20 protein-coding genes are annotated in these 19,202 nt (G+C 66.0%); 11 read left to right on the forward strand and 9 right to left on the reverse strand.

Annotated features, from left to right (window positions below; translation table 11 throughout):
- Nucleotides 1-22 precede the first annotated feature (22 nt).
- The 3 genes from MSTE_RS09360 to MSTE_RS09370 all read left to right on the forward strand — a co-directional run bounded on the left by MSTE_RS09360 (nucleotide 23) and on the right by MSTE_RS09370 (nucleotide 2,274).
- Nucleotides 23-442, forward strand: coding sequence for a cytochrome c oxidase subunit 4 (locus tag MSTE_RS09360; RefSeq protein ID WP_030095457.1), 420 nt, complete (start codon nucleotides 23-25; stop codon nucleotides 440-442).
- A 237-nt stretch (nucleotides 443-679) separates the two neighbouring features.
- A complete protein-coding gene (locus MSTE_RS09365) occupies nucleotides 680-1,549 on the forward strand; it encodes a hypothetical protein (protein WP_096500696.1) in 870 nt (289 codons plus the stop codon).
- Nucleotides 1,549-2,274 (forward strand): DUF2561 family protein, encoded by a 726-nt coding sequence (locus tag MSTE_RS09370; protein WP_096500698.1) that lies wholly within the window; start codon nucleotides 1,549-1,551, stop codon nucleotides 2,272-2,274. The genes MSTE_RS09365 and MSTE_RS09370 overlap by 1 nt, the downstream gene beginning before the upstream one ends.
- Here the strand turns inward: MSTE_RS09370 and MSTE_RS09375 are convergent.
- The 5 genes from MSTE_RS09375 to ctaE form a co-directional block, all read right to left on the reverse strand.
- The gene (locus MSTE_RS09375) at nucleotides 2,271-2,708 is read right to left on the reverse strand and encodes a PPOX class F420-dependent oxidoreductase (protein ID WP_096500700.1); all 438 of its coding nucleotides are present in this window, start codon (nucleotides 2,706-2,708) and stop codon (nucleotides 2,271-2,273) included. The genes MSTE_RS09370 and MSTE_RS09375 overlap by 4 nt on opposite strands.
- A gap of 67 nt (nucleotides 2,709-2,775) precedes the next feature.
- Nucleotides 2,776-4,428, reverse strand: a complete 1,653-nt coding sequence (qcrB, locus tag MSTE_RS09380; RefSeq protein WP_096500702.1) for a cytochrome bc1 complex cytochrome b subunit — start codon at nucleotides 4,426-4,428, stop codon at nucleotides 2,776-2,778.
- Nucleotides 4,425-5,612, reverse strand: coding sequence for a cytochrome bc1 complex Rieske iron-sulfur subunit (qcrA, locus tag MSTE_RS09385; protein WP_167455684.1), 1,188 nt, complete (start codon nucleotides 5,610-5,612; stop codon nucleotides 4,425-4,427). The genes qcrB and qcrA overlap by 4 nt, the downstream gene beginning before the upstream one ends.
- Nucleotides 5,591-6,463, reverse strand: coding sequence for a cytochrome bc1 complex diheme cytochrome c subunit (qcrC, locus tag MSTE_RS09390; protein WP_096500704.1), 873 nt, complete (start codon nucleotides 6,461-6,463; stop codon nucleotides 5,591-5,593). Before qcrC ends, qcrA begins: the two co-directional genes overlap by 22 nt.
- A gap of 7 nt (nucleotides 6,464-6,470) precedes the next feature.
- A complete protein-coding gene (gene ctaE, locus MSTE_RS09395) occupies nucleotides 6,471-7,013 on the reverse strand; it encodes an aa3-type cytochrome oxidase subunit III (protein ID WP_030095464.1) in 543 nt (180 codons plus the stop codon).
- A gap of 268 nt (nucleotides 7,014-7,281) precedes the next feature.
- Between ctaE and trpD the strand changes: the two genes are divergently transcribed.
- Genes trpD through merB form a run of 3 tightly spaced genes read left to right on the forward strand, consistent with a single transcriptional unit; the run spans nucleotide 7,282 to nucleotide 9,755 of the window.
- Nucleotides 7,282-8,352, forward strand: coding sequence for an anthranilate phosphoribosyltransferase (gene trpD, locus MSTE_RS09400; protein ID WP_096500706.1), 1,071 nt, complete (start codon nucleotides 7,282-7,284; stop codon nucleotides 8,350-8,352).
- Nucleotides 8,353-8,409: 57 nt separating this feature from the next.
- Nucleotides 8,410-8,811 (forward strand): MerR family transcriptional regulator, encoded by a 402-nt coding sequence (locus tag MSTE_RS09405; protein ID WP_096500708.1) that lies wholly within the window; start codon nucleotides 8,410-8,412, stop codon nucleotides 8,809-8,811.
- Nucleotides 8,808-9,755 (forward strand): alkylmercury lyase family protein, encoded by a 948-nt coding sequence (gene merB / locus MSTE_RS09410; protein WP_096500710.1) that lies wholly within the window; start codon nucleotides 8,808-8,810, stop codon nucleotides 9,753-9,755. The genes MSTE_RS09405 and merB overlap by 4 nt, the downstream gene beginning before the upstream one ends.
- 9 nt (nucleotides 9,756-9,764) lie before the next feature.
- On the opposite strand, the gene MSTE_RS09415 is transcribed toward merB, so the two are convergent.
- Together MSTE_RS09415 and MSTE_RS09420 are read right to left on the reverse strand one after the other, a co-directional pair.
- Nucleotides 9,765-11,573 carry a DEDD exonuclease domain-containing protein gene (locus MSTE_RS09415; RefSeq protein ID WP_096500712.1) on the reverse strand — a complete coding sequence of 603 codons (1,809 nt, stop codon included), beginning with the start codon at nucleotides 11,571-11,573 and terminating at the stop codon, nucleotides 9,765-9,767.
- 36 nt (nucleotides 11,574-11,609) lie between these two features.
- Entirely contained in the window at nucleotides 11,610-12,362 is a 753-nt protein-coding gene (locus MSTE_RS09420; RefSeq protein WP_096500714.1) for a class I SAM-dependent methyltransferase, read from the reverse strand.
- A gap of 93 nt (nucleotides 12,363-12,455) precedes the next feature.
- On the opposite strand from MSTE_RS09420, the gene MSTE_RS09425 reads away from it, so the two are divergent.
- The 4 genes from MSTE_RS09425 (at nucleotide 12,456) to MSTE_RS09440 (ending at nucleotide 16,386) form a co-directional block, all read left to right on the forward strand.
- Nucleotides 12,456-12,677: a hypothetical protein gene (locus MSTE_RS09425; protein ID WP_096500716.1), complete on the forward strand. Its 222-nt coding sequence runs from the start codon at nucleotides 12,456-12,458 to the stop codon at nucleotides 12,675-12,677.
- A gap of 246 nt (nucleotides 12,678-12,923) precedes the next feature.
- Nucleotides 12,924-14,003, forward strand: coding sequence for a peptidoglycan hydrolase RipC (gene ripC / locus MSTE_RS09430; protein ID WP_162291398.1), 1,080 nt, complete (start codon nucleotides 12,924-12,926; stop codon nucleotides 14,001-14,003).
- A gap of 65 nt (nucleotides 14,004-14,068) precedes the next feature.
- The gene (locus tag MSTE_RS09435; protein ID WP_162291611.1) at nucleotides 14,069-15,223 is read left to right on the forward strand and encodes a hypothetical protein; all 1,155 of its coding nucleotides are present in this window, start codon (nucleotides 14,069-14,071) and stop codon (nucleotides 15,221-15,223) included.
- Nucleotides 15,224-15,228: 5 nt separating this feature from the next.
- Complete coding sequence (locus MSTE_RS09440) at nucleotides 15,229-16,386, forward strand: glycosyltransferase family 4 protein (protein ID WP_096505657.1); 1,158 nt, start codon at nucleotides 15,229-15,231, stop codon at nucleotides 16,384-16,386.
- Between the two features lie 19 nt (nucleotides 16,387-16,405).
- Here the strand turns inward: MSTE_RS09440 and MSTE_RS09445 are convergent, their stop codons facing one another.
- Nucleotides 16,406-18,217, reverse strand: coding sequence for an AMP-dependent synthetase/ligase (locus tag MSTE_RS09445; RefSeq protein WP_096500722.1), 1,812 nt, complete (start codon nucleotides 18,215-18,217; stop codon nucleotides 16,406-16,408).
- An 81-nt stretch (nucleotides 18,218-18,298) separates the two neighbouring features.
- On the opposite strand from MSTE_RS09445, the gene MSTE_RS09450 reads away from it, so the two are divergent.
- Entirely contained in the window at nucleotides 18,299-18,694 is a 396-nt protein-coding gene (locus tag MSTE_RS09450; protein WP_096500724.1) for a polyketide cyclase / dehydrase and lipid transport, read from the forward strand.
- Here the strand turns inward: MSTE_RS09450 and MSTE_RS09455 are convergent, their stop codons facing one another.
- The gene (locus MSTE_RS09455) at nucleotides 18,695-19,123 is read right to left on the reverse strand and encodes a nitroreductase family deazaflavin-dependent oxidoreductase (protein WP_096500726.1); all 429 of its coding nucleotides are present in this window, start codon (nucleotides 19,121-19,123) and stop codon (nucleotides 18,695-18,697) included.
- Nucleotides 19,124-19,202 lie beyond the last annotated feature (79 nt).

Consider the following 19,202-nt stretch of genomic DNA (forward strand, 5'->3'; position numbering starts at 1 on the left):
GCGGGAAAGGTAGGAGCGCAGCATGCATATCGAAGCCCGACTTTTCGAGATCCTCACCGGATTCTTCGCGCTGGCCACAGTGGTCTACGCGGTGCTCACCGCCCTGTACGCCAATGGTGGTGTGGAATGGGCGGGGACCACCGCCATGGTGATGACCACGGGTCTGTCACTGATCATCTCGACCTTCTTCCGCTTCGTGGCCCGGCGCCTGGACACCCGGCCCGAGGACTACGAAGACGCCGAGGTCGCCGACGGCGCCGGCGAGCTGGGCTTCTACAGCCCGCACAGCTGGTGGCCCATCATGATCGCGCTGGCCGCCGCCACCACCGCCGTGGGTGTGGCGCTATGGCTGCCGTGGCTGCTTGCCGCCGGTGCGGTGTTCGTTCTCAGCGCAGTCGCCGGTCTGGTCTTCGAGTACCACGTGGGCCCGGAGAAGCACTAGCTCATCGCGCGTTTCGCTCCCTTCTCACCGCCGCGCTCGTACTTTGCGGCGGGACTCCCGTGGCTGGTGTGACATCTCCGTGTGCACTGTCACGTTTTCGATAACAATCCGGTGGTCAGTTTGGTTTTTACGGCCGTCGGGTTTCGTCGCCTCGGATTGCTTTGGCTATCGTTGCCATGGCCCCTCAGGCAGGTGGCCCGCCGGGGAGCGGGAAGTGACGAAAAGGAACTTGTGTAGATGAGTGGCACGGACAACCCAGGGTCGGGGACTCCCGGGGAAGTTCCGGATCTGGACGGTCCGAATGCGGATGGCGCAGCTGCTGACTCTTCCGGGCCGGATTCCTCCGCGTTTCATTCACAGGCGTATTCGGCGCCCGAATCCGAGCAATTCACCAGTCCGTACGTGCCGTACGACGAGTACGACACCGAGCTGGTCGACGGCGAGGAGCCGCCTCCGCCGCGATGGCCCTGGGTCGTCGGGGTGGCGGCGATCATCGCTGCCATCACCTTGGTGGCATCCGTCGCGCTGCTGGTAGCCGGACGCTCGGACGAAACCACCGGTGCCGCCAAGAGCACCTCGGTCACGCCGACTCCGAGCACGACGCCGTGGAACGAGATCATCACCACCACGACGGAACCGCCGCCTCCTCCGCCACCTCCGCCAACCACTGAGCCGCCGCCACCTCCGCCTCCGCCGGTGGTGACCGAGACGGTGACGGTGGAACCTCCGGTTCCGGTGCCCCCGCCTCCGCCGCCGGTGACGACGCATGAGGCCCCGCCGCCGGTGACCACCACCACGGCGCCACCTCCACCGCCGACGACCACGACCCCTGCCGGGCCCCGGCAGATCACGTACTCGGTGACGGGTTCGAAGGCTCCACTTGATCGCATCTCGATCACCTGGACCGACGGCTCCGGGCGCACGCGGGTAAACCCGAACGTGTACATCCCGTGGTCGATCACCGTCACCCCGATCTCGAACTCGGAGATCGGCTCGGTATCGGCGAGCAGCTTCCTGCGCCTGAGCCAGCTCAATTGCACGATCACCACCAGTGATGGCCAGGTTCTGTCCGCCAACAACAACAACTCGGCGCAGGCAACCTGCTGATGCCAGCGGGTCGATTGGCCAAGCCACTGGAGGCACTTGCCGGTCCGGTGCGTCGATCCTCTCCGGAGGCTGTCGACCGGATGTTGATCGGGCTGTGCGCCGTCATCTGGCTGGCGTTCGTCGGGATGTTGGTCGGTGCCATCGTCGTGATGACCGGGCTGGGGGAGGGCTCGCCGGGATCGGCCGGGCCGTCGCTGGGGATCTACATCGTCATCGGGGTGTCGTTGGCCGTCATTGTCGGTGCCGTGCCGCTGCTACTGCGCGCCCGTAAGACCGCCGCTCAGCGCACGACGCGTGTTCCGTCGAAGGCCGCACCTAAATCCAAGGGTGCCAACGCTTCCGGCGCAGGCAGTGTGCCGTCGGGTCCGCCTCCCGCGGAGGCTTCGACCGAGAAGCTCAAGACATTCGGCGGACTCGCGGACCACACGAGCCATGCTCCGAAGGACTACAGCGGGCCAGGGTCACCGGCCTATCGGGCCGCCGCCGAGGCGGCATCGAAATCGGTGGTGGTCGACCGGCTGTGGCTGCGTGCCACCGTAGGGATCGCCGGTGCGATCGGTCTGGCGCTGCTGGCGGTGGTCACAGGCGCCTATCTGTTGGCAGTGGACAGCGATACCGCCGCCATCGTCGCGTTCGTGTTCGGCGGGGTGATCACCTGCGCGATGGGCGCGATTCCGTGGGTGACGCTCAAGAAGCTGCGTGAGCTCGGCGCGGCAGGGTCTTAGTCGGCGATCCCTGCGCGGGCAATGACTTTCGTGATGGTGGCGCGCACCAGCGATTCCTCCGGAACCGCGTTGCGACGGCCGAAATCCTCGGCCAGCTCTGCTCCCATGTAGCGTCCACCGATCCTGGTCGCCCATTCGCGCATCTCATCGAGATCGCTGGTCAGCCGTGCCTCTGCCGAAAACTGGACGTAGGAGTAGGGCGGGCGCTGGTCATCGACAGCCAGTGAGATGCGCGGATCACGTCGAATGGCCTTGCCCTTCAAGGTTTCCGTTCCCGTCGTGAAGATCAGCTCATCGCCGCCGGATCCTTCGTGAAGCAGAAACCAGACCGGTGTCACGATGGGTGCACCGTTGGCCCGCACCAGCCCAAGCATCCCCGTGCGGGTGCCCTCGGTGGCGAAGGCCCACCATTGCTCGCGAGTCATCTCGTGCATACGGTCAGGGTAAAGCAGTTGGGCCCCGCACACTTTCGTATGCGGGGCCCAACTGTCGAACTGACTTCTAGTGGCCGTGACCGTTTGTTGCCGGCTCGCCGTCCTGGTACTCCTTCAAGGCGAGCAGCGACTTGTGGTGCGCCTCGTGTTCGGCTTCCACCAGTGCGGCTTGTTCGTCGGCGGGGTCGGCGAACAGGAACGAGCCGGTGCCGGGTGCTCCGGCCGATCCGAGCTTGTTCATGCGCTGTGGCACCGCCGCGCCCTGGTATTCCAGCGGGATGGCGTGGCCGTGCTCGTCGACACCGGCCAGTGGCTGGTGCAGCTCGATGTATTCACCGTGCGGCAGTCGCTTGATGATGCCGGTCTCGATGCCGTGTTCGAGTACGGCGCGGTCGCTGCGTTGCAGGCCGATCGCCCAGCGGTAGGCCAGGTAGTACACGACGATCGGCAAGATGACCATGCCGATACGGCCGATCCACGTCGTCGCGTTCAGCGAGATATGGAACTTCAACGCGATGACGTCATTCATCGCGGCCAGCGTCAGGATCATGTAGAACGAGATCGCCGCCGCGCCGATGGCGGTGCGGACCGGTGCATCACGCGGACGCTGCAGCAGGTTGTGATGCGCATCGTCGCCGGTCAGCTTCTTCTCGATGAATGGGTACATGGTCAGCAGACCGAACACCACACCCATGATGATCGCCACCGCGAACACCGCGGGCACGGTGTGCCCGAAGATGTACAGCTCCCATGCGGGCCACAGACGGGCCAGGCCTTCTGTCCATTGCATGTAGAAGTCGGGCTGGCTACCCGCCGAGACCTGCGAGGGCTTGTAGGGGCCCAGCAACCAGATGGGGTTGATCTGCAGCAGGCCGCTCATCAGCGCCAGGATGGCGGTGGTGAAGGCGAAGAACGCTCCACCCTTGAGCGCGAACACCGGCAGGATGCGCACGCCGACGACGTTTGTTTCCTTGGCGCCCGGCCCGGGGAACTGTGTGTGCTTCTGGTACCACACCAGCGCCAGGTGAACGGCGATGAGCGCCAGGATGATCGCGGGGATCAACAGGATGTGCAGCGCGTACATGCGCGGGATCCAGATGTTGCCGGGGAAGTCGCCGCCGAACAACGCCCAGTGCATCCAGGTACCGACGACCGGGATGCCCAGGGTGATCGAGGACATCGCGGCGCGCAGACCGATACCGGACAGCAGGTCGTCGGGCAGCGAGTAGCCGAAGTAGCCCTCGAACATCGCCAGAATCAGCAGCAGCGAGCCGATGACCCAGTTGGCCTCGCGGGGGCGGCGGAATGCACCGGTGAAGAAGATGCGGGCCAGGTGCACCATGATCGAGGCCGCGAACATCAGCGCCGCCCAGTGGTGGATCTGTCGCACGAAGAGGCCGCCGCGCACCTCGAAGCTGATGTTCAGCGCGGTCTCGTATGCCTTGGACATCTGTACACCGCGCAGCGGCTGGTAGACGCCGTTGTAGGTGACCTCGGCCATCGACGGGTCGAAGAACAGGGTCAGGTACACACCCGAGAGCAGCAGGATGATGAAGCTGTACAGCGCGATCTCACCGAGCATGAACGACCAGTGCGTGGGGAAGACCTTGTTGATCTGCCGCTTCATTCCGGCGGCGAGGTGGTACCGAGAGTCCATCGCCTCGCCCTGGGCGGCGGCGATCTTGCCTAGACGTGACGGCTTTTGGGCTGTGTCACTCATGATTTGCGCTCCCAGAATGCGGGTCCGACGGGTTCAACGAAGTCGCCATTGGCGACGAGGTATCCGTCCTTGTCGACGGTGATCGGCAGCTGTGCCAGCGCACGGGCGGCCGGCCCGAAGATGGGCTTGGCGAAGTGCAGTGCGTCGAACTGCGACTGGTGGCACGGGCACAGGATGCGGTAGGTCTGCTGCTCGAAAAGCGATGTGGGGCAACCCAGGTGCGAGCAGATCTTGGTGTAGGCGAACAGGTCGCCGTAGTTGAAGCTCTCCTGCCCCTTGCGCTTGATCACCTTGCCCATGTCGCTGGGCCGCACCCGGATGATCATCACCGGGTTACGCACGCCCATGGCGATATGCGACAGCTTCTCGTGCGATTCGACGGTAGTGCCGTCGCCATCGGACTCGCGCCACGGGAACACGGTCTCCATGCCGCCGGCGTCGATGTCCTCCGGACGGATCTTCAGCAGGATTTGGGAGCTGCTGCCCACGGCTCGGCCCAGGTAGATGGTTTCACCCTTGTACCGCGGGGTCCAGCCGCTGGTGAGCAGCACCGGCTGCTTGCCGTTGGCGGTGGGGACCACGGGGGCCCAGGGGTTCTTGATCAAGCCACCGATGAAGGCGACCGCGGTGCCGGCCCCCATAGCGCCGACGCCGAACCCGAGGGCCCGGATCACCATCTTGCGGCGGGGGAGTGTCGAGGTCTCCAGGGTGTCCTGCAGCTGCGCGACGATGGTCTTGCGGTCCACCTCGGATGAGCCCGGGCCGTCGTGGCGGTCCTGGATCGAGATCTCCTGGGGGACAAACTTCTTGGTGTAGAGCACCGCGCCGATACCCAGCGAGAGCACCGACAGGCCCAGGGTCAGGCCGTACAGCGGCGTCGCCAGGTTGTACGCGGCGTTGCCCGGATCCCCGAACGGCTTGTACTCCCAGGGCCAGAACAGGAACACCCCGAGCAGGGCCAGACCGAACACGCCACCGAGCGCGAACCACAGGGCGACAAGACGCTCGGCGCGCTTCTCGGCCTTGGTGCCCTCGACGGGCCAACGTGGTTCGCGGTACACGATCTCGACACCGTCGAGGTTGGTGCCCAGCTTGACCAGCTCATCGCGGCTCATGGCCGCGAGCTGCTCGTCGGAGGGAATCTCTACTTTGGGATCGCCACTCACGCGCGCGCTCCAATCCACAATGCCGCGGCAATAGCGGCGACGATGCCGATGATCCAAATGGCCATGCCCTCAGAAGCCGGGCCGAAGCCGCCCAGGCCGTAACCGCCCGGGTCGGGGGTCTCGCTCGACGCCTTGACGTAGGCGACGATGTCCCTCTTCTCGTCGGGGGTCAGCTGACGGTCGGAGAACTTGGGCATGTTCTGTGGGCCGGTCAGCATGGCGGTGTAGATCTGCTGCTCATTGGCCGGATCGAGCTCGGGGGCGAACTTGCCCGACGAGAGGGCCCCGCCGCGGCCGGTGAAGTTGTGGCAGGACGCGCAGTTCAACCGGAACAGATCGCCACCGCGGGCGATGTTGTTGCCGCGCAGCGACTCCTGAGCAATGGCGCCATCGCCGTCCCGGATGACCTGGGGTCCGCCGCCATTGGCCTGGATGTAGGCACCGAGAGCGTCGGTCTGCTCTTCGTCGAAGATCGGGTCCTTGCGCTGGGCCTGGGCCTCGTTGCGCATCGCCGGCATACGGCCGGTGGACACCTGGAAGTAGACGGCCGCGTCACCCACGCCGATGAGGCTGGGGCCGCGGTCGGGCACGCCCTGCAGGTTGGCACCGTGACAGGTGATGCACGAGGTCTCGTACAGCTGCTTACCGGTGCGCAGCAGCGCCGACTTGTCTTCGTCGGCCACCGCGACCTGCGGGGTGGGCGTGAAGGTAGAGGCCAGGCCGCCGGCAACCACCAGCGCGATCAACAGCAGCAAACCTGCTGAGATGCGACGGCGGAACTTGCGGCGCGCCCGATTCTTGGCGGCTGTGTTGTTTACGGGCTCCACGCTCAACTGTGGGGCTCCCTTCACCGGGTTGGGCTTCGTCATGGGGCTGTCAGCGGACAAAGTAGATGGTGGCGAACAATGCGACCCACACGATGTCGACGAAGTGCCAGTAGTAGGACACGACGATCGCGGAGGTGGCCTGGGCCGGAGTGAACTTGCTCATCCGGGTGCGAATCAGTAGGTAGACGAACGCGACTAGACCGCCGATGACGTGCAGACCGTGGAAGCCGGTGGCCAGGTAAAAGGTTGAGCCATAGGCGCTACTCGCGATGGTGGTGCCCTCGTGCACGAGGTTCATGTACTCGTAGCCCTGTCCGAGGACGAAGAAGGTGCCCATGATGAGGGTGATGACGTACCAGCGGCGCAGCCCGAAAACATCGCCGCGCTCTGCAGCGAACACACCCATCTGACAGGTGAAGGACGAGGCGACCAGCACGGCGGTCACGGGGATGGCAAGACCCAGGTTCAGCTCGGTGGGCTCCGGCGGCCAATTGCCACCGGACTGCGCCCGCGCGGTGAAGTAGAACGCAAAGAGTCCAGCAAAGAACATCAACTCACTGGAAAGCCACACAATGGTGCCAACACTCACCATGTTGGGCCGGTTCAGTGAATGAACCCGCTGGGTAATGGCGGTTCCCGCCGGCGATCCTGGGGCTGCTGCGGTCGTCACGTCGTAAGTATGACGCTTTGTAGTTGTCGAGAGCCACTCGGGTCCGACATTGATTTGTGACCGACTCCCGACAACGTGTGTGGCCTCTGATGAGAGTGGTGCCGGTGACCTGCGTCCGGCGTGTCGCGGGCGGCCTGGGAGGCATTTAGTCCTTTGTTGTCCTGGTTGTCTCCATGGGACCATTTGCGGCGTGCTGGAACATTCCTGGCCCCAGGTATTGGGCGAGCTGACCAACCGTCGCGACCTGTCCGCGGGTCAGGCGGCCTGGGCCATGGACCAGATCATGACCGGCGCGGCCACCCCCGCTCAGATCGCGGCCTTCGGGGTGTCGATGCGGATGAAGCGTCCGACCTCCGATGAGGTCGGCGAGCTGGCCGACACCATGCTGTCGCACGCGATCGGATTTCCCTCGGGCGGGCAGGACGGCCAGATCGGCGCGAACGCGGTGGATATCGTCGGCACCGGGGGCGACGGCGCGAACACGGTGAACCTCTCCACCATGGCGTCCATCGTGGTGGCGGCGTGTGGTGTGCCGGTGGTCAAGCACGGCAACCGGGCCGCGTCCTCACTGGCCGGCGGCGCCGACACGCTGGAGACGCTGGGTGTGCGTATCGATCTGGGGCCCGAGGCGGTGATGCGCAGCGTCGCCGAGGTGGGTATCGGTTTCTGTTTCGCGCCGCATTTTCATCCGTCATACAGGTACGCCTCCGCGGTGCGTCGCGAGATCGGTGTGCCCACGGTGTTCAACTTGCTTGGCCCGCTGACCAACCCGGCCCGTCCGCGGGCGGGCCTGATCGGCTGTGCGTTCGCCGATCTGGCAGAGGTGACGGCGGGTGTCTTCGCCGGACGCGGATCCAGCGTGCTGGTGGTGCACGGTGACGACGGGCTCGACGAGCTGACCACGACCACGACCAGCACCATCTGGCGGGTTCAGGCGGGCACCGTCGACACGCTGCGGTTCGATCCGGCGGCGTTCGGTTTCGCGCGTGCTCGGCTCGAGGAGCTCGTCGGCGGCGATCCGGAGTTCAATGCCGCCGAGGTACGGGCCGTGCTTGGTGGTCGCATGGGCGCCGTCCGCGACGCAGTGGTGCTCAACGCCGCGGGCGCCATGGTTGCGCACGCCGGGCTGGCCAGCGACGCCCAATGGGTGCCTGCCTGGGAGGACGCGCTCACCCGGGTGTCCGGCGCGATCGATTCCGGCGCAGCGGCGACGCTGCTGGACAAGTGGATCGTCGTCAGTCAACAGCTCGGGGCGCAGTAGAACCTGTCGCAGATTCGGCTTGACCCTATAGCGAGGTAGAGGGTCAACAATTGGGTCATGCGCAGCGGTGAGGTGGCCTCCGGGGCCGGTGTCAGCGTTCAGACGGTGCATTACTACGAGCGCCGGGGGCTGCTGGAGCAGCCGCCACGCTCGGCTGCGGGTTACCGGTCCTACCCGGTGGACGCCGTCGAGGTCGTACGTTTTGTAAAGCGTGCTCAGGAGTTCGGATTCACCCTCGACGAGGTCGAGGAGCTGATGCAGCTGGCCAACGGCGGCCCCGACGATTGCCAGGCCGCTCGTGATCTGGCGCAGGCCAAGCGAGAGCGGCTGACCGGGATGATCACCGAACTGCAGCGGATGGAACAGTCGCTGGCCGAGCTCGTGAGCACCTGCGACCGGCCGCGCGCCGATCGCTGCTGTCCGCTGATCGGTACGTTGCACACCGGTGCGATCCGATGAATCTCGAGATCCTGCAGGTGTCCGATTGCCCGAATGTTCCACTCCTGCAAGATCGGATTGCTGCCGCACTGGCCGGTGAGCAGATCACCGCGGCCATCACCCACCATGTCGTGACCACTCCGGAAGAGGCCGACGCGCACCGGATGACGGGCTCCCCGACATTGCTGGTCGACGGCGAGGACCCGTTCGCGGAACGGGGGCTGACGGCGGGGCTCGCCTGCCGCCTCTACGCGGGAGAAAGCGGTAGCGGACTCGAGGGTGCGCCGTCGGTATCGGCGCTACGCGCGGCGCTGCGACGGCGCATGACCGGTGAGGCCGTGCTGGCCGGTCTGATTGCGTGGCGCGGTGGCGCGCAGCCGGCCGGACCGATCGAGCATGCGGTGCATCGCGCCATTTTGCGGCGGTTCGCCGAGACGGGGAGGCCACCGCGGGCAGACCAATTGGCCGATCTCGCGGCTGGTGTGTCCATCGAGGCTGTCTTGGACAGCCTTCGGGAGTCCGATGTGATCCAGCTCGACGACACGGGACGAATCAGCTCGGCCTACCCGTTTTCAGGCACCCCCACCGCACACCGAGTGACGATCGATGGTGGCGTCGAGGTGTATGCGATGTGTGCCGTCGACGCGCTCGGTATCTCCGCAATGCTCGGCGGACCGCACATCGGGATCGTCTCGGTCGATCCCCGGACGGCGGAGACGATCACCGTTGCGGTCGATGGCCCCGAAGCAACCGCGGTTCCCGATTCCGTGGCCGTCTTCGTGGGAATCCATACCGGCGAAGGCCCCTCGGCAGAGACCTGCTGCACCCTGCTCAACTTTTTCACCGACAGCGAGTCGGCAGGCACGTGGGTAGATCAGAATCCGCATGTCACCGGGATGGTGATCGACCTGGCTACCGCAACTCATTGCGGCGCAGCGATATTCGGTCCTCTGTTGGCCGACTAGATGCCACCGTCAGCCAACGGCTCGGGGCACAGCGGTACGCCCGGGCCTGATCAGCTCGGCCATGCCCCAGTCGTCGTGACGGATGGCGCCGGCCATGCGCGCACTGCGTGCCGTCAACGCCCAATCTCGCAGGGGCCCTGAACATCCCGTCGACTCGGCATAACCGTCGGTCGAGGACACGATGCGTACCCCGGGCTCGGCCAACCAGCGGGTGATCACTCCGGTCTCCTCGGGTGCCGCCCCGCCGAACGGTTCGGCAGACGGCAGCACCACCTGGGCCGATGCCGATGCGGCAGCCACCACCGGCATCGGGGGGATACTGCGGCGCGCGACCGCGGCACCGGCCAGTTGACCATGCCGCATCACGGCGATCTGCCATCCGCCGTCACCATCGGGGCGGGCGGCGATCAGCTCCTCGATGCGTGCGAGGGCCTGCAGGCGGTGCTGGCGGGCCAGCGCCTCGATGAGGGCGGCCGTCGCATCGCGTTGCCGCGCGGCGCTTTCGTAGCGTCGCAGCCCACCGAGTTCGGCGACTCGGTCGCACATCGCGTGCAGCGGTTGCCCCTCGATGCCGGTGAGGACCGCATGCGCCGTCATGAGGGCATCCCCGTATTCGGCGGCGTCCACGCCGACGGGGGCCGGGCACGGGGAGGCGGTGTCGTGCGGGTAGGACTGGCCGTTGCAGGCGGGGCCGTGTCGCCCAGTGGCCCCGATACGCGCGGCGCACGTGCGAACGCCGGTGAACCGAGCGAGTGCCAGGGCGGCGGCCGTGGCGTCAGTCCGGGCACGAAACGGGCCGAGCATCCGACGCCCGTTCGTGGTCCGGACCACGGCGAAACGGGGGAATGGCTCCTCGGTGAGCACCACCCACCACCAGCGATGCGGGAATCGCGATTTCCTGTTGTACGGCGGTGCGTGTGCACCCAGCAGTCGCAGCTCGCGAACCGCGGCCTCCAACGGGTGTGCACAGGTCACGTGGTCCACCGCGGTGGCAATGGTGACCATCTCGCGCATCCGGCCACGCGGGTCCGCGCCGGTGAAGTACTGCTGCACCCGTCGGCGCAGGTTAACGGCGGTGCCCACGTACAGCACCTCGCCGGACGGCCCACGGAACAGGTAAACGCCCGGGGCGTAAGGCATTCCATCGGCCAGGGAGCGTTTGTCCCGCAGGGCGTTGGGCACCTGGGTGCGGTACCGGTGCAGCTCTGCCATGGTGTCGACACCCTGGTTGCCCACCCGGCCGATCAGGGCATGCAGCACATCGACGGTGGCCCGGGCATCATCCAGCGCCCGGTGATTGGGGGTTGTCGATGCGCCGAGCAGCTGAGCCAGTGCGCCCAGGCTGACCCGTGGTGCCTCGTCGCGGGTCATCACCCGGCGGGCAAGCCGGACCGTGCACAGCACCGTGGGCTGTGGCCAGTCGATCCCGCACTGTCGCGCCGCCGCCTGGAGAAAACCGATATCGAAGCCGGCGTTATGTGCGACAAGTACTGCCCCGCGGGCGAATTCGAGAAACGTCGGCAGCACCTGTTCGATGGGCGGAGCGTCCACCAGCATGGCCGAGGTGATGCCGGTCAGGCGGACGATCTGTGGCGGCAGCGATCGCTTCGGGTCGACCAGCGTGGCCAGTTCCCCGAGCACCTCACCGCCACGCACCTTTACCGCGCCGATCTCGGTGATTGCGTCGTTCTCCGCGCTTCCGCCGGTCGTCTCCAGGTCCACCACCACAAAGGTGGTGTCACGCAGTGCTTGTACCGACGGGGCGTGTGCCGACGACCCCGACGAAGCGTGCACCTCGTCGAAGGTCAGCTGCGTCATGACCTGAGCGTATGACCCGGGACCGACATATCGGGGTCACGCCACGGGGGTACAGATCAATGCGAGCGCATCGTTGGTGGTGTCGACGCCGCGGTCGCCGATCGTCTCTTCGAGCCGCGACCGCAACACGCTGCGCGCGGCGGCATCGAGTGTGAGGTGATTGGAGTAGGTGAAGACCATGTCCAGGTATGCCTGTGTGGAGAAGTGTGGGCGGTCCAGGAAATGGGAGTGCCGCACGTGATAGCCGGATTTCTCGATGGCCGCCGAGACGGTGTCCTCGGTGTTGATGGACGGGCGCTTGGTGGTGTCCATGAAATCGGCGTAGACGGTGTCCAGGTCCTGCTGAGTCGGCGAGGTGGGCACGATGCGGTTCCACACCAGTGCGAGGCGGCCTCCCGGGCGAAGCACGGTCAAAACCTTCCGTAGCGCCGTAGTGGGCTCTACCCAGTGGAAGGACTGCGCGAAGAGCACGAGATCGAAGGTCCGGCCGGTCGGCTGCCACTCCTCGAATGTGGCCACCTCGACGTCGATGCCCTTCGCGGCTGCCATCTGCGCCATGCGTGCGTCCGGTTCGACGGCCAGCACCTCGGCGCCGGCCGCGGCCAGTTGTGCCGACGCGATCCCGGTACCCGCTCCCACATCCAGGGCGCGCGTATGGCCGCCGGACACAAGCTCGTCGATCAGAGGTTGCGGATAGCGGGGGCGGTGACGGTCGTAGGCGTCGGCGGAGCCACCAAACGATTCGGCCCGGAGGCGGTCGGTATGCGCTGGTTGCGACTGTTCCGTCATACCGCAAGGGTGCCAGGCGGTGCTTACTTGTCGGTGGGCGCAGTTACCGTCCGCCCTGAACCCGAAAGAACGACCGATGGGAAAGGAGGAGCCATGCTTATCGATTGCGACGATTGCGCGATGCGCGGCCCGGGATGCGGTGACTGCGTGGTCAGCGTGCTGTTGGGGGTGCCCCAGACGCTTGCCGACGACGAACGTGCGGCGCTGGCCGTCTTGGCCGAGGCCGGGATGGCGCCCAAGCTGCGACTGGTGCCGATTCAGCGCACATACGACACGCCTGATTCGGCGAAGACGCCCGATGCCGGAGTCGCATAGGGCACACTCGAAATAGGTGCTTGATGGCCCACCCCGGGAACGGGGAGGAGAACCGACACTTACGCGACACTGACGTCGTTTCCCACTGCGGTGGACAACGTCGATGCCATTTCGTAACCTATCTGAGACCTATTGGCGCCGTAGTTCGCGGCGATCACATTGCAGTAAAGGGATGTTGTCTTGAGTGTCGGGCGTCTTCTTCGAAATCATTCGGATCGATCGACGCCCTCACCTCTCCGGCGCACGATGCTTGCGATGACCGCTGCCGCCCTGGTCGGCGGGATATTTGCGGGTGGTCAGGTCGCGACTGCCGACCCCAACAACGACGCCGTGAAGAAGCTCAACGAGCTGTCTCGTCAGGCTGAGGCAACCTCCGAAGCGGCTAACTCGGCGAAGATGGATCTCGACGCCAAGCTGGCGGCTCAGCGTGATGCCGAGAAGGCGGTTCTCGCCGATGAGGCCGTCGCGAAGGCTGCGCGCATGGCGGTCTCCACGTACCAAGTCGACGTCAACAAGGCAATGGTCGCCGCGTACATGGGTGGTAACACCAGCGGCTACGGTGCCGTGCTGACCTCCAACTCTCCGCAGAACCTCATCGACCAGTTGTCGGTGCAGCGCACGGTGGGAACCGAGATGCGTGGCCGGATGGACAGCTATCGCGCCGCGCAGTCCTCGGCCGATGAGGCCGAGCAGCGGTCCCGTGATGCCGTCGAGCAGGCCCGGGTGGCCGCCGAGCAGGCCAAGAACGTTCGCGCCTCGCTGCAGGCCAAGCAGAGCCAGCTGCAGGTGCAGATCGCGGTCGTCAAGTCGCAGTACAACACTCTGAACCCCGGCCAGCGCGCTCAGCTGGCGGCACTGGCGCCCGTGCCCCCGCCGCCTCCGGTGGAGCCGGGCCAGGCCCCGGATGCTCCCGAGCCGCTGATGCAGGCTGCGGCCGCCGCCCCCGCGCCGGAAGTCGCCGTCGGTGGTGGAGGTTCGGCCATCGGTGCGAACGCCGTCGCCGCGGCATTGACCCGGATCGGTGCGCCCTACTCGTGGGGCGGTTCGGGCCCCAACGCCTTCGATTGCTCGGGCCTGGTGATGTGGGCCTACGGCCAGCAGGGTGTCTCGCTGCCGCACTCCAGCCAGGCGCTCGCCCGTGGTGGCACGCCCGTGGCGCTGAGTGATCTGCAGCCGGGTGACGTCATCAACTTCTACGGGGATGCCTCGCACACCGGTATCTATGTCGGCAACGGCATGATGGTGCACGCCTCCACCTACGGTGTTCCCGTCGCGGTCGCGCCCATCACCTCCTCCGGCCCGATCTACAACGCGCGCCGCTACTGAGTCGCAGCCGTCGTGCCCGGGTGTCAGGGGTAGCACGCTGGACATCGCTGCTCGCGGTGGTTCTGTTGATTCTCTGCGGTTGTCGTACACAGTCCGCCGTGCCGCCCAACGATGTGCGTGCAGCGATTCAGGCATTGTTGACGCGCTACTCCGAGGCTTTGCGCAGCGGTGATACCGCGGCACTGGACGCCGTCCTCGCTCCCGGCAGACCCCGGGAGGCTCAGTGGCGGTTGCAGAAGAACCTGTCGGGGCTGAAGACAGACACATTCGAGTATCGGTTGGCCGCCGAGGTTCCCGCCGATCCTGTTGCGCCGCATCAACAATGGACATTGGACGTGGCGCTGTTCTATGCGGTCAGCGGAGTGGACAAGGTTGCCGTCAGGCGCCCCGCCACGGTCGTCGTGCTGCACGATAACGACACCTGGCGGTTGGTCGATGCCAGCGCGGTCGCCGTGCCGTGGCAGTTCGCGCCCGCGGTGGAGACGCGTAGCAAGGTGGGAGACCGGGACGTGGTGGTGCTGGGGCATCCCGGTTCGGCGGTGGCGCCACGGCTTGCCGACGAGATCGCCGGTGCATTGACGGCGTTGTCGGAGTTCTGGGGGCCGCAGTGGCAGGCGGGAGTGCTACTGGTCGCGGCAGAAACGGACGCAGAGTTCGCTGCGCTTGTCGGGGGCGCAGATACCGATGGAATAGCCGCCGCCGCGGTCGCCGACCGTGTCGAGCGTGGAGTCGCTGTGGGGCAGCGGGTGATTTTCGCGCCGGGCTCGGCAGCACTTCCACCCGATCAGTTCCGTGTGGTGCTACGCCATGAACTCTTCCACGCCGCGGCCCGTACGGTCACCGGCGATCACGCACCCCTCTGGTTGGTGGAGGGGGTGGCCGATTACAACGGGCGCCGCGGCAGCGGCACACCCTTCCGGAACGCTGCGCCCACATTGGCCAGTGCCCTTGCCGCGGGACGGATTCCGGACCATTTGCCCACTGACGACGACATCGAGAGTCCGGGAACGAAACGTACACAGGCGTACGAGGAGGCTTGGTCGGTGGCCCAGTATGTGGCCGAAACCTTTGGTGAACCAAAACTGGTACAGCTGTACCGGTATGGGGCCGCCGTTGCGCCGAGTGCGCAGGGTGTGGCCATCCAGCAGGCATTGGGCATCGATGAGCCGACACTGGTTCGGCAGTGGCAGAGCTGGCTCTGCTCTCGTCCACTACGGTAGGCGTCGTGACATTTCAGCCTGGCGGCCGGCGGCAACGGATCCTGTTGGTCACCAACGATTTTCCGCCCAGGCCCGGGGGCATTCAGTCCTACCTGCAAGAGCTGGTGACTCACCTGGCCGGATCGCACGAGGTGACCGTGTACGCGCCGAGGTGGAAAGGATGCGAGCGATACGACGCCGCGGCTGACTATCAGGTGGTGCGGCACCCGACCTCGTTGATGCTTCCGAGCCCTGGCGTCCGCCAGCGCATGGTGGACCTCATCAAGTCGCAGCACTCCGACGTGGTGTGGTTCGGTGCGGCCGCGCCACTGGCGCTCTTGTCGTCGGCCGCCAAGGCGGCGGGAGCCGCCGTAACGGCGGCCAGCACGCACGGGCACGAAGTCGGCTGGTCGATGCTGCCGGTGGCACGGTACGCACTGCGACAGATCGGCGATAGCACCGACGTGATCACCTATGTCAGCCGCTACACGCGCGGACGCTTCGCCGCGGCCTTCGGTCCGCGTGCCGCGTTGGAACATCTGCCCGCCGGTGTCGACACCAATAGATTCCGTCCTGACCCAGTGGCACGCGAGGAGCTGCGGCGCCGCTACGGGCTCGGCGAGCGGCCGACCATCGTGTGCGTCTCCCGGCTCGTCCCGCGTAAGGGCCAAGACAAGCTCATCGAGGCGCTGCCGGCGATCCGGGAACGTGTCGACGGTGCGGCGCTGGTGATCGTGGGTGGTGGTCCATACGCGGAACCGTTGCGGGCGTTGGCCAGTCGCGTCGGCGTCGATGAGCATGTGGTGTTCACCGGCGGTGTGCCGTGGGAGGAGCTACCCGCTCATCACGCGATGGGCGATGTCTTCGCGATGCCCTGCCGTACCCGCGGAGCGGGGCTCGACGTGGAGGGCCTGGGGATAGTGTTTCTGGAGGCGTCGGCCTGCGGCGTCCCGGTGGTCGCCGGAAACTCAGGGGGCGCACCGGAAACCGTGCGCGACGGTGAGACGGGGCTTGTCGTCGATGGCAGATCGGTACCCGCGATCACGGACGCGATCGTCCAGATCCTGTCCGATCCGGCGCAGGCCGCCGTGATGGGGGAGACGGGGCGCACCTGGGTGACCGAGCACTGGCGCTGGGATCACCATGCCGCCCGCTTCGCCGAGTTGGTCGGCGGCTCTGCATAGGCTCCGCGGGGTGGGAGATCTACTCGGGTGACCCCGAGTAGATCGCATCGATGTCTGCCGCGAACTTCTCGGCCACCACATTGCGCTTCACCTTGAGCGTCGGCGTCATCTCGCCGGTGGCCTCGGTGAAGTCAACCGGCAAGATGCGGAACTTCTTGATGGCTTCGGCATGGGAGACAACCTGATTGGCTGCCTTGACGGCGGTTTCGACCTCTGCGAGCAGATCGGGATCCTCGACCAGGTCGGCGACGGTGGCCTCGGCGGGCTTGCCATTGCGCTGCTTCCAGCCGTCGATGGCTTCGGGGTCGATGGTAATGAGGGCTCCGATGAACGGCTGCTTGTCGCCGACGGCCATCGCCTGACTGATCAACGGATGAGCGCGCAGCTGATCCTCCAGTACCGCCGGTGCCACATTCTTACCGCCTGCGGTGACGATGATTTCCTTCTTGCGACCGGTGATCGTGACGAAGCCGTCCTCATCGATCGCGCCCAGATCGCCGGTGTGGAACCAGCCGTCCACGATCGACTCGCCGGTCGCGGTCGGGTTGTTCCAGTACCCGCTGAACACGACGCCGCCGGACACCAGTAGCTCGCCGTCATCGCCGAGCCTCACGGCGTTACCGGGCAACGGCCTACCGACACTGCCGATCTTGAGCCCACCGATCACGTTCACCGCGCAGGCTGCCGTCGTTTCGGTAAGTCCGTAGCCCTCGTAGATGGTCAGGCCGACGCCGCGGTAGAAGTGACCGAGTCGGGCACCCAGTGGCGCTCCACCGGAGATCGATGCCACGCACTCACCGCCGAGCGCCGCGCGCAGCTTGCCGTACACCAGCTTGTCGAAGGCGGCGCGTTTGGCGCGCAACACGATGCCCGGTCCGCCGTTGTCCAGCGCCTGGCTGTACTCGACGGCGGTGTCGGCGGCAGCGTCGAAAATCTTTCCCTTGCCGTCATTCTGGGCGTTCTGGCGAGCGGTGTTGTACACCTTCTCGAAGATGCGGGGGACAGAGACGATGAAGGTGGGCTTGAAGATCCCGAACGTCGGCACCAGTGTCTTGATGTCACTGGTGAATCCGACGCTCACCTTGGACTGGAAGCACGCCATCGCGATACCGCGCGCCAGCACGTGTGCCAGCGGCAGGAAGATCAGCGTCCGGCTGCCCTTCTGTAGGTAATCGGGGAAAACAGCACGCGCACCCCGGGTTTCGTACACCAGGTTGGAGTGGGTGAGCTGGCAACCCTTGGGACGCCCGGTGGTTCCCGAGGTGTAGATGAGCGTCGCGGGATCGCTGGCCCTGATGGCGTCGAGTCGGCCGCTGAGCTCGGCGGCGTCCACACCGCTCCCAGCCTCGGCGAGCTCGTCGAGAGCCGCGGGTGCAGTCGAACTGGCGATGTGAAACACGGTGCGCAGGTTGGGGAGTTCGGGTGCCAGCTCTTCGGCGATCTTGGCATGCGCATCGGACTCCAAGAACAGTGCCACCGCCGCGGAATCCTGCAATACCCACCGGACCTGATCGGCCGAAGATGTCTCGTAGATGGGAACGGTGATGGCGCCGATCGACAGCACTGCGTAGTCGATGATCGTCCACTCGTACCGTGTCGCCGAGATCAGTGCCACGCGATCACCGGGCGCCACACCCTTGGCGATCAGGCCGTTGGCCACCGCACGGATCTGCGCTGCGGCCTCCGCGTAGGTGACGGGCGTCCAGGTGCCGTCGACGAGACGGGAGAATGCCGCCTGATTGGGGTCTTCACGTTCGTAGTCGTAGACGGCATGAACAACCGATGCGTTGTCCTCGACAGTGAATGGGGCAGGAACGCTGAACTCTCGCACCCGCTCAGACTAGTCGTGGCCTCAGGATCGTCGAAGACGTTGCCGCATTTCCTTCGGCGGCGAGGCTTAAGCTAGTGCGCGATGAACAGCATTCAGGTCGCCGACCAGACCTTTATCGCCGCAGATCCCGCGGACATCGGCCGCGCCATCTCCAACCCCGCCGATTGGCGCCGTTGGTGGCCTGACCTGCAGCTCAATGTTGTCGAGGAGCGCGGCGAGAAAGGCATCCGCTGGACGGTCGCCGGGCCTCTGACCGGAACGATGGAGGTGTGGTTGGAGCCCGCGTTGGACGGGGCGATCCTGCACTACTTCCTGCACGCCGAGCCGACCGGAGTCAGCGCCGCACAGGTGGCCAAGCTGAATCTGGCTCAGCTCAATCACGCGCGTCGGGTCACCGGCAAGCGGTTCGCTTTCGGGGTCAAGCAGCGGCTCGAGGCAGACCGGACAATTGGCGAGTCGTGGGTGCCGCAGGCCTGATCAGGCGGCAGCGAGCACGACCAGCGGGATGGGGCGAGACGTCGCCCGCTGGTAGGCGCTGTAATGGCCAGAGTTGTTGGTGTCGGCTAACTTCCACAACCGCTCGTAATCCGTGTCGCCGGGTAGAAGTGCCGTCGCGCGGACGCGGCGCCGGTCCCGGCCCAATTGCACCTGTACCTGCGGGTGCGCCTTCAGGTTGTGGTACCAGGCAGGATTGCGCCGCGCGCCGCCATTAGAGGCCACGATGACGAGATTGTCGCCGTCCTTGGCATAGGTCAGCGAGTTGATGCGCTGTGCCCCGGTCTTGGCGCCGATGGAAGTCAGCAGCAGGCTGGGGGCCATTCCCGGAACGTGATGACCCAGATAGCCTTTCGATGCGATGTAGATGCTCTGGTGTACACCGAGTACCTTCGCCACGAGACGGCTCATGGGCGTCTCTCCTTCGCATAGCTGCGGCGAATTGCCAGGATGGGAGTATCCGAGCGCCAGGGAGAAGGGTACCGTCTGT

The sequence above is a fragment of the [Mycobacterium] stephanolepidis genome (assembly GCF_002356335.1).
In the GTDB taxonomy this organism is placed as follows: Bacteria; Actinomycetota; Actinomycetes; order Mycobacteriales; family Mycobacteriaceae; genus Mycobacterium; species Mycobacterium stephanolepidis.

Coding starts and splice junctions, on each gene's coding strand:
- MSTE_RS09360 (WP_030095457.1), top strand. CDS start 23: ATGCATATCGAAGCCCGACTTTTCGAGATCCTCACCGGATTCTTCGCG.
- MSTE_RS09365 (WP_096500696.1), top strand. CDS start 680: ATGAGTGGCACGGACAACCCAGGGTCGGGGACTCCCGGGGAAGTTCCG.
- MSTE_RS09370 (WP_096500698.1), top strand. CDS start 1,549: ATGCCAGCGGGTCGATTGGCCAAGCCACTGGAGGCACTTGCCGGTCCG.
- MSTE_RS09375 (WP_096500700.1), bottom strand. CDS start 2,708: ATGCACGAGATGACTCGCGAGCAATGGTGGGCCTTCGCCACCGAGGGC.
- qcrB (WP_096500702.1), bottom strand. CDS start 4,428: ATGAGTGACACAGCCCAAAAGCCGTCACGTCTAGGCAAGATCGCCGCC.
- qcrC (WP_096500704.1), bottom strand. CDS start 6,463: ATGACGAAGCCCAACCCGGTGAAGGGAGCCCCACAGTTGAGCGTGGAG.
- ctaE (WP_030095464.1), bottom strand. CDS start 7,013: ATGGTGAGTGTTGGCACCATTGTGTGGCTTTCCAGTGAGTTGATGTTC.
- MSTE_RS09405 (WP_096500708.1), top strand. CDS start 8,410: ATGCGCAGCGGTGAGGTGGCCTCCGGGGCCGGTGTCAGCGTTCAGACG.
- merB (WP_096500710.1), top strand. CDS start 8,808: ATGAATCTCGAGATCCTGCAGGTGTCCGATTGCCCGAATGTTCCACTC.
- MSTE_RS09415 (WP_096500712.1), bottom strand. CDS start 11,573: ATGACGCAGCTGACCTTCGACGAGGTGCACGCTTCGTCGGGGTCGTCG.
- MSTE_RS09420 (WP_096500714.1), bottom strand. CDS start 12,362: ATGACGGAACAGTCGCAACCAGCGCATACCGACCGCCTCCGGGCCGAA.
- MSTE_RS09425 (WP_096500716.1), top strand. CDS start 12,456: ATGCTTATCGATTGCGACGATTGCGCGATGCGCGGCCCGGGATGCGGT.
- ripC (WP_162291398.1), top strand. CDS start 12,924: ATGCTTGCGATGACCGCTGCCGCCCTGGTCGGCGGGATATTTGCGGGT.
- MSTE_RS09450 (WP_096500724.1), top strand. CDS start 18,299: ATGAACAGCATTCAGGTCGCCGACCAGACCTTTATCGCCGCAGATCCC.
- MSTE_RS09455 (WP_096500726.1), bottom strand. CDS start 19,123: ATGAGCCGTCTCGTGGCGAAGGTACTCGGTGTACACCAGAGCATCTAC.